The following is a 6,837-nucleotide window of genomic DNA, read 5'->3' as shown; positions in this document are numbered from 1 at the left end:
CGGATGGGGCCGGTCGGCCCTGGTGCGCCGGCCCCCGGCGCGCGATGATCGGCACGACGGGCGGTCCGGTGCTCCGGACGGGGCCACCGGGGAGCGAAGGGGCGTCATGAGCGAGCCGGGCACGTTCACGGAACAGCACCCGATCCGCGTGTTCCTGCTGGACGACCACGAGGTGGTGCGGCGGGGGCTGACCGACCTGCTCGACGCCGAGCCGGACATCTCGGTGGTCGGCGACGCGGACACCGTGGAACACGCGCTCGCGCGCGGTCCGGCCCTGCGTCCGCACGTCGCCGTGCTCGACGTCCGGCTGCCCGACGGCGACGGCGTCACCGTCTGCCGGGAGCTGCGCAGCCGGATGCCCGAGCTGGCCTGTCTGATGCTGACGTCCTTCGACGACGAGGACGCCCTGCTCGACGCGATCATGGCCGGTGCCTCGGGGTACGTCCTCAAGCAGATCCGGGGGTCCGACCTGGTCTCGGCGGTCCGCACGGTCGCCTCGGGCCAGTCCATGCTCGACCCGGCGACCACGGCCCGTCTGATGCGCTCGCTGCGCGAGGACCCCGCCGGGACGCCCGGCGTGCCGGCCGAGCTGGCGGGCCTGTCACCGCGCGAGCGGGAGATCCTCGCGCTGATCGGCGACGGCCTGACCAACCGCGAGATCGGCAAGCGGCTCTATCTGTCGGAGAAGACGGTGAAGAACCACATCTCCCGCCTGCTGGCCAAGCTCGGCGTGCAGCGCCGGGTCCAGGCGGCGGTCCTCGCCTCCCACCTGGAGCGGCCGAGCGGCGACGACCGCCCCCGCCGCTGACCGGCCCGGCGCGCGGTGACACTCCCCGAGGTAGTGGAATATTGAACTATCCCCCTCGGTTGACGCCCCCAGAAGGAGGTCACCAGTGGAGACCACGTACTACGACCACGGGACGGCGGCCGAGCGGTGGGAGCGCGCGCAGCTGTTCTTCGAGGCCAAGGACTACGCGAGTGCCGCCCGCGTGCTCGGCGCGCTGGTCGAGGAGGTGCCGGAGCAGACCGGACCGCGTCTGCTGCTGGCCCGCAGCTACTACCACTCGGCCCAGCTCCGGCGCGCCGAGGCCGAGTTGCGCGTCATCGTGGAGCGCGACCCGGTCGAGCAGTACGCCCGGCTGATGCTGGGCCGCACCCTGGAGCGGCAGGGTCGCGACGAGGAGGCCGAGCGGCACCTGCGGCTCGCCTCGGCGCTTGCCGGTGACTTCGAGCGGTCCTGACCCGGCGGCCGCACCGCGCGCGAGGGCCCGGTTCCCTTCGGAAGGGAACCGGGCCCTCGCGCCGCGCGCACACCCCTCGCTACGCCTGCCCCGCCTCGGCGGGTGCCGCCTTCCCCCTGCGTCTCGCGACCGCGCCGACGGCGATGTCCAGGACGACGAACGCGGCCAGGGTGATGCCGAGCAGCGGCACGAAGTAGCCGACCGCCGCGACGACCGCCACCAGCGGGACGAGGATCAGCGGGGGCACCTGCCGCCACGCCCCGCGCGGAATGGGCCTGCCGAAGGAGGACCCGCGGCCCCGCTGCCACCACAGCCGGTAGCCCCACACGATCAGCAGGATCAGCGCCAGCGTGAGCGCCATCAGGGCGATCTGGTTGACCAGGCCGAAGAGGACTCCGGTGTGCAGGTCGATGCCCCAGCGGGTCAGTTTGGCGAGGACCGGGTAGTCGTCGAACCGCAGCGTGTCGGTGACCTGTCCGGTGGCCGGGGCGATCGCGACGGAGTCCGCCTTGGTCGGCCACTGCGCCTGGATCTGCTTGACGACATAGGCGGACTTGGCGTCGGCGGGCGGCACGATCTCCACCGGATTGCTCAGCCCCTGGGCGCGGGCCGCCGCCAGGACCTTGTCGAGGCTGACGCCGCCGACGTCCCCGGAGGCCGTACCGCCGCCTCCTCCGTGGCCCTCGTGTCCGGCGCCCACCGCCGCCGAGACGGACGGGGTCTCCTGCCCCAGCGAGGTGCGCAACTCCGCGATGTTGGCGCCCGTGTAGGTCGACCAGGTCAGACCGGTCGCCGAGAGGAAGACGAAGCCGATCGCGGCCCAGACGCCGACGGTGCCGTGCAGTCCGAGGGTGCGCCTGCGGCCGGTGGTGCCCCGCACCTTGCGCAGCGCGCGGCGGCGGGAGAACCACAGCACCACACCGCCGAGCGCGACCACCCACAGCCAGCTCGCGGCGAGTTCGCTGTAGAGGCGGCCGGACTCACCGAGGAGCAGATCGCGGTGGAAGCGGTCGATCCAGGTGCGCACCGGCAGGGCGGCCGAGGAGCCGTACTGTTCGAGGGCGCCGCGCACCTCCGCGGTGTACGGGTCGACGAACACGGCAAGGGTGCGGTCGGACTCGACGCCCTTGACGCCGGAGAGCATGACCCGGGTGGAGGCGTCGTCGGTGGCCGAGGGCCGGATCGCCGCGATGTCGCCCTCGGGGTAGGACGTGCGCGCGGCGGCCACCTGCTGGGATATCGGGAGCTTCCGGTCGCCGACCGGGACCGTCATCTCCTTGGAGTAGATGATCTTCTCGGCCTGGAACGAACCGGCGTACAGGAAACCGGTGGTGGCGGCGACGAGCAGGAACGGAGCGATGAGCACTCCGGCGTAGAAGTGCAGACGAAGGATGAGCGGGCGCAGCGGCGCCCATCTGCGGGACGACGGCGCCGGTGCGTCGGGCGGGGGCGCCTCCGCCGTGGTGGTCGTGGGAGCGGTGGACATCGGCGGCTTCTCCGGGGGGTGGGGAGTCATCTCTGCGGTGGTGGCGCTCCAGTGGTCGGACGGGGAGGCCGTCGAGTTCCCGGCATATTGTGTGACCTACAACACGACGGAATCCGGCCACCGTTCGCCGCCGTGGCATGCTGGCGCGATGGCACTTCCCCACCCTCACGCACCCGTGGCCGAGCAGGTCGAGCAACTCCTGGCCGACGAAGGCCCGTTGGAGATCGTGGCAGCGGGCGACCCGGTGCTGCGGCGCCCCGCCGAGCGCTTCGAGGGCCAGCTGGAGCCCGCCCTGCTGCACCGGTTCGTGGACGCGCTGCGGCTGACCATGCACGCGGCCCCCGGCGTCGGCGTCGCCGCGCCCCAGGTCGGGGTGGCCCTGCGGATCGCGGTGATCGAGGACCCCGCTCCGGTCCCGGAGGAGGTACGGCTGGTGCGCGGCCGGGTGCCGCAGCCGTTCCGGGTGCTGGTGAACCCCTCGTACGAGGCGGTCGGCGCGGCGCGTGCCGCGTTCTTCGAGGGCTGCCTGAGCGTCCCGGGCTATCAGGCGGTGGTGGCCCGCGCCGCCGAGGTGCGGCTGACCGGCGAGGACGAGCGGGGGCGCCCCGTGGACGAGGTGTTCTCGGGGTGGCCCGCCCGGATCGTGCAGCACGAGACGGACCACCTCGACGGGGTGCTCTACCTGGACCGGGCCGAGCCGCGCTCGCTGTCCTCGAACCAGGCGATGGCCGAACGCTGGGCCCGGCAGCCCGGCCCGGAAGGGGCGGCCCGCGCCCTCGGCTTCGACCTGCCGCGGTGACCGCCGGGGGCCGCCGGAGCCGCCGGCCGGGTGGACCGGCGGCCCGCACGGGCCGGTCGGCGCGGGCGGTCGGCGCGGGTCAGTTGTCGCGGTAGGACTCCAGCAGCCGCAGCCACACCTCGCTGATCGTCGGGTACGCCGGTACGGCGTGCCAGAGCCTGCTGATCGGCACCTGGCCGACGACCGCGATCGTCGCCGCGTGGATGAGCTCCCCGACGCCCGGACCGACGAACGTCACGCCGAGCAGGATCTCGCGCTCCAGGTCGACGACCATGCGGGCCCGGCCCCGGTAGTCGTCCCGGTACAGCGAGGAGCCCGCGACGGCGATGTCGAGGTCGACGGCGCGGACGCGGTGGCCCGCCTGCTCCGCCTCCGCGAGCGAGAGGCCCACCGCGGCGGCCTCGGGGTCGCAGAAGACGACCTGCGGGACGGCGCCGTGGTCGGCGGTCGCGGAGTGCGCGCCCCAGGGCTCGCTCTCCGGGAGGGACACTCCGCAGGCGCGGGCGGCGATGGCCGCACCGGCGATCCGGGCCTGGTACTTGCCCTGGTGGGTGAGGAGCGCGCGGTGGTTCACGTCGCCGACCGCGTACATCCACTCGCTGCCGGTGACGCGCAGGCTGTCGTCGACCTCCAGCCAGGAACCGGGCTCCAGGCCCACGGTGTCCAGGCCGATGTCGTCGGTGCGCGGGGCGCGGCCGGTGGCGAAGAGGATCTCGTCGGCCTCGATCCGGGCGCCGCCGTCGGTGACGACCACGACACTGCCGTTCTCCCTGGTCACCGACTGGACCGAGGTGCCTGTGCGGACGTCGGCACCGGCCTCGGCGAGGGCCTCGGCGACCATCTCGCCGGCGAACGGCTCCATCCGGTTGAGCAGCCCCTTGCCGCGCACGAGGAGCGTCACGTCCGAGCCCAGCGCCTGCCAGGCCGTGGCCATCTCGGCGGCGACCACTCCCCCGCCGACCACGACCAGCCGGCCGGGCACGCTCGGGGAGCTGGTGGCCTCACGGCTGGTCCAGGGCCGGACCCCGGCGAGGCCGGGCAGATCGGGCAGCAGGGCCCGGCTGCCGGTGCACACGGCGACGGCGTGCCGCGCGGTGAGCACCCGCGTCGAGCCGTCCGGTCCGGTCACCTCGACCGTGCGCGGGCCGGCGAGTCTGCCGCGCCCGCGGTAGAGGTCGGCTCCGGTGGAGTCGAGCCATCCGACCTGGCCGTCGTCGTTCCAGTCGTTGGTGAAGTAGGTGCGCCGTGCGAGTACGGCGTCGGCGTCGAGGGGGCCCTGCACGGCGAGGCCGAGCCCCGCCAGCCTGCGGGCGTCGGCCTGGGCGAGCACCGGCCGCAGGAGCGCCTTGCTGGGCATGCACGCCCAGTAGGAGCACTCGCCACCGACCAGTTCGCTCTCCACGACCGCGGTGGAGAGGCCGGCCGCGCGGGTGCGGTCGGCGACGTTCTCCCCCACCGGCCCGGCTCCGAGCACCACGACGTCGTACGCGATGGAATCCGTTTCCGTCATGGGGCCAGTCTTACGGGTGGTGTGCGGGGTGGCCACACGGGTACGCGCGCGGAATACGCGACCGTACGGCCGTGTTGTCGCCGACGGCCTCGCCCCGATGCAAGGAAGTAGGGATATCGCCATGAGCAGCACCGTGGAGCTCACCAAGGAGAACTTCGACCAGACGGTCACGGAGAACGAATTCGTCCTGATCGACTTCTGGGCCGAGTGGTGCGGGCCGTGCCGTCAGTTCGCGCCGGTCTACGAGAAGGCCGCCGGCGACAATCCCGACCTCGTGTTCGGCAAGGTCGACACGGAGGCGCAGCCGGAGCTGGCCGCGGCCTTCGGCATCCAGTCGATCCCGACGCTGATGATCGTGCGCGACCAGGTCGCCGTGTTCGCGCAGCCGGGCGCGCTGCCGGAGGCGGCCCTGACGGACGTCATCGGGCAGGCCCGCAAGCTGGACATGGACGAGGTCCGCAAGGCCGTCGCCGCCCAGGCGGAGCAGGCCGGGCAGAACGGCCGGTAGGACGCGGGCCCGGCGCCCGTCCTCAGAAGGGGTACCCCGCCACGTCGGACCTGACCGTCGTCCAGCGCAGGTCGGTGAAGGCGTCCAGGTTGGCGTCGCCGCCGAACCGGGCGCCGGTGCCGGAGGCGGCGACTCCGCCGAAGGGGGCGACCGCCTCGTCGTTGACCGTCTGGTCGTTGATGTGCACGATGCCGGTCGGGATCCGCTCCGCCAGGTCGAGGCCGCGGGCCGCGTCCCGGGTGACGATGCCGAGGGAGAGGCCGTAGGAACTCGCCGCCGCGAGGGCCGCGGCCTCTTCGTCGTCCGCGAACGGCCGTACGGGGGCGACGGGGCCGAAGACCTCCTCGGCGTAGGCGGGGGTGGCGTCGTCGACGCCGGCGAGCACGGTGGGCCGGTAGAACAGCGCGTCGTGGGTGCCGCCCGCGGCGAGTTTCGCGCCCCGCGCGGTGCTGGCCCCGACCAGCGCGTGCACCTTGTCCCGCTGGCCCGCGTCGATGAGCGGGCCGAGATGGACCTCGGCGCGGTGCGGGTCGCCCACGGCCAGCGAGTCGGCCCTGGCGGCCAGGCGCTCGACGTACTCCTCGTACAGCGAGCGGTGCACGAGGTGGCGGCCGGTGGTCATGCAGATCTGGCCCTGGTGGAAGAAGGACCCCCAGGCCGCGGTGGAGATCACCGCGTCGAGGTCGGCGTCCTCCAGGACGATCAGCGCGGAGTTCCCGCCCAGTTCCAGGTGGGCGCGCTTGAGGTGGCGGCCGGCCGCCTCGCCGACGGACCGGCCCGCGGCCGTGGAGCCGGTGAAGGAGATGACGGGGACCCGGGGATCGGCGACGAGGGCCTGTCCGGCCCCGGGGCCGCCCGGCAGGACGTGCAGCAGGTCCCCGGGCAGGCCGGCCTCGGCGAGGACCGCCGCGAGGGACAGCCCGCCGCAGACGGCCGTGCGCGGGTCCGGCTTCAGCAGGACGGCGTTGCCGAGCGCGAGCGCGGGGGCGACGGAGCGGATCGCGAGGATCAGCGGCGCGTTGAAGGGCGCGATCACCCCGACGACACCGGCGGGCACCCGCCGGGTGTACGACAGCCGGGGCGCCTCGCTCGGCAGCACCTGGCCCGCCGGGCGGGAGGCGAGCGCGGCGGCCTCGTAGCACTCCTGGGCGGCGACGTGCAGTTCGAAGTCGGCCTTGCCGGGCACGGAGCCGGACTCGCGCACCAGCCAGCCGCGCAGTTCTCCGGCGTGCTCGGTGAACAGGTCGCCGGCCCTGCGCAGCACCGCGGCGCGCGCGAAGTGCGGGGCGCGGG

Annotated in this window: 7 protein-coding genes; 4 read left to right on the top strand and 3 right to left on the bottom strand. The window is 73.9% G+C overall.

Annotated features, from left to right (window positions below):
• Positions 1-106: 106 nt before the first annotated feature.
• Positions 107-808: a response regulator gene (locus SZN_RS34245; protein ID WP_007504265.1), complete on the top strand. Its 702-nt coding sequence runs from the start codon at positions 107-109 to the stop codon at positions 806-808.
• An 85-nt stretch (positions 809-893) separates the two neighbouring features.
• Positions 894-1,241, top strand: a complete 348-nt coding sequence (locus tag SZN_RS34240) for a tetratricopeptide repeat protein (protein WP_007504264.1) — start codon at positions 894-896, stop codon at positions 1,239-1,241.
• Positions 1,242-1,320: 79 nt separating this feature from the next.
• Here the strand turns inward: SZN_RS34240 and SZN_RS34235 are convergent, their stop codons facing one another.
• Positions 1,321-2,727: a PepSY-associated TM helix domain-containing protein gene (locus tag SZN_RS34235; RefSeq protein WP_007504262.1), complete on the bottom strand. Its 1,407-nt coding sequence runs from the start codon at positions 2,725-2,727 to the stop codon at positions 1,321-1,323.
• A 148-nt stretch (positions 2,728-2,875) separates the two neighbouring features.
• On the opposite strand from SZN_RS34235, the gene SZN_RS34230 reads away from it, so the two are divergent.
• A complete protein-coding gene (locus tag SZN_RS34230) occupies positions 2,876-3,526 on the top strand; it encodes a peptide deformylase (RefSeq protein WP_043734641.1) in 651 nt (216 codons plus the stop codon).
• A gap of 79 nt (positions 3,527-3,605) precedes the next feature.
• On the opposite strand, the gene SZN_RS34225 is transcribed toward SZN_RS34230, so the two are convergent.
• Entirely contained in the window at positions 3,606-5,036 is a 1,431-nt protein-coding gene (locus tag SZN_RS34225; RefSeq protein WP_007504258.1) for a dihydrolipoyl dehydrogenase family protein, read from the bottom strand.
• A gap of 121 nt (positions 5,037-5,157) precedes the next feature.
• Between SZN_RS34225 and trxA the strand changes: the two genes are divergently transcribed.
• Positions 5,158-5,544, top strand: coding sequence for a thioredoxin (gene trxA / locus SZN_RS34220; protein WP_007504256.1), 387 nt, complete (start codon positions 5,158-5,160; stop codon positions 5,542-5,544).
• A 22-nt stretch (positions 5,545-5,566) separates the two neighbouring features.
• On the opposite strand, the gene SZN_RS34215 is transcribed toward trxA, so the two are convergent.
• Positions 5,567-6,837: aldehyde dehydrogenase family protein (locus tag SZN_RS34215; protein ID WP_007504254.1), on the bottom strand; the 1,271-nt coding region annotated here is incomplete at its 5' end.

This window comes from Streptomyces zinciresistens K42 (assembly GCF_000225525.1).
Classification (GTDB): domain Bacteria; phylum Actinomycetota; class Actinomycetes; order Streptomycetales; family Streptomycetaceae; genus Streptomyces; species Streptomyces zinciresistens.
Note: the sequence above shows the minus strand (reverse complement) of the source record. Positions and strands in the feature narration are given on the sequence as shown.

Excerpts from the sequence above, each read along its gene's own strand:
- SZN_RS34225 (WP_007504258.1), bottom strand. The coding sequence starts at position 5,036 with ATGACGGAAACGGATTCCATCGCGTACGACGTCGTGGTGCTCGGAGCC.
- trxA (WP_007504256.1), top strand. The coding sequence starts at position 5,158 with ATGAGCAGCACCGTGGAGCTCACCAAGGAGAACTTCGACCAGACGGTC.
- SZN_RS34235 (WP_007504262.1), bottom strand. The coding sequence starts at position 2,727 with ATGTCCACCGCTCCCACGACCACCACGGCGGAGGCGCCCCCGCCCGAC.
- SZN_RS34230 (WP_043734641.1), top strand. The coding sequence starts at position 2,876 with ATGGCACTTCCCCACCCTCACGCACCCGTGGCCGAGCAGGTCGAGCAA.
- SZN_RS34245 (WP_007504265.1), top strand. The coding sequence starts at position 107 with ATGAGCGAGCCGGGCACGTTCACGGAACAGCACCCGATCCGCGTGTTC.